The 677-nt window shown below is 37.5% G+C and carries 1 protein-coding gene; it reads right to left on the minus strand.

Annotated elements, in window-relative coordinates; genetic code table 11:
* Window positions 1-435 precede the first annotated feature (435 nt).
* Window positions 436-677: hypothetical protein (locus RMT89_RS40610; protein ID WP_315888770.1), on the minus strand; the 242-nt coding region annotated here is incomplete at its 5' end.

Raw genomic sequence — 677 nt, forward strand, 5'->3', positions numbered from 1 at the left:
TGTCACTCTGTATTGGTCGATGTTTCTTTCCTCAACAAGTTGGATTGCACCTGATACGCCATCGCTAAACAAAGCGACCTTTCCTCTTCCCAGTTTCTGTACGTGGGTTAACTCCAAAAAACCAATTCTGCTGCTGACTAAATTTTTCGTTAGAATTTTTATTTGATTCTTCGCTTTCAGTTTTTTTCTTAGTCGTTGTCACTGATTTCTAAATCGCTAGCTTCTTCATCATCGTTTTCACCATCATCGACATTCTCATGATGTAGGCTTTCGTTATTATTTTTTTCTTGAACGATATGAGCTTCTTCCGTCTCGCTGTTGGCACTTTCATTTTCATCGTTAGGGATTAGGTTTTTTTTCTATCCAAATCAGATTCAGTTACAAATGTTGAATCGTCATGACGCGCATCATGCAAGTTTGTTTTTTCTCTAGACATTAAGATTGTACTCTTGTGTTTATTCTCACCGTTCTTGTTTTGTCATCGACGTGAGCAACAAATCCAGCACCAATGATCGTTTCGATAACTTGCATCGTTATTGCTGCTACAAACTCTCGATTTGTGAAAGGAAGATTTAACGTAAATAGATTTAAAACTTTTTGCTCGGTTCTTTTCAGATCATCAAGTTTGTACCCTGAAAGCGCCAAACTATACTTCAGAGCTTGGCCGATATTTTTAC

This window comes from Streptomyces sp. P17 (assembly GCF_032436805.1).
GTDB lineage: Bacteria > Actinomycetota > Actinomycetes > Streptomycetales > Streptomycetaceae > Streptomyces.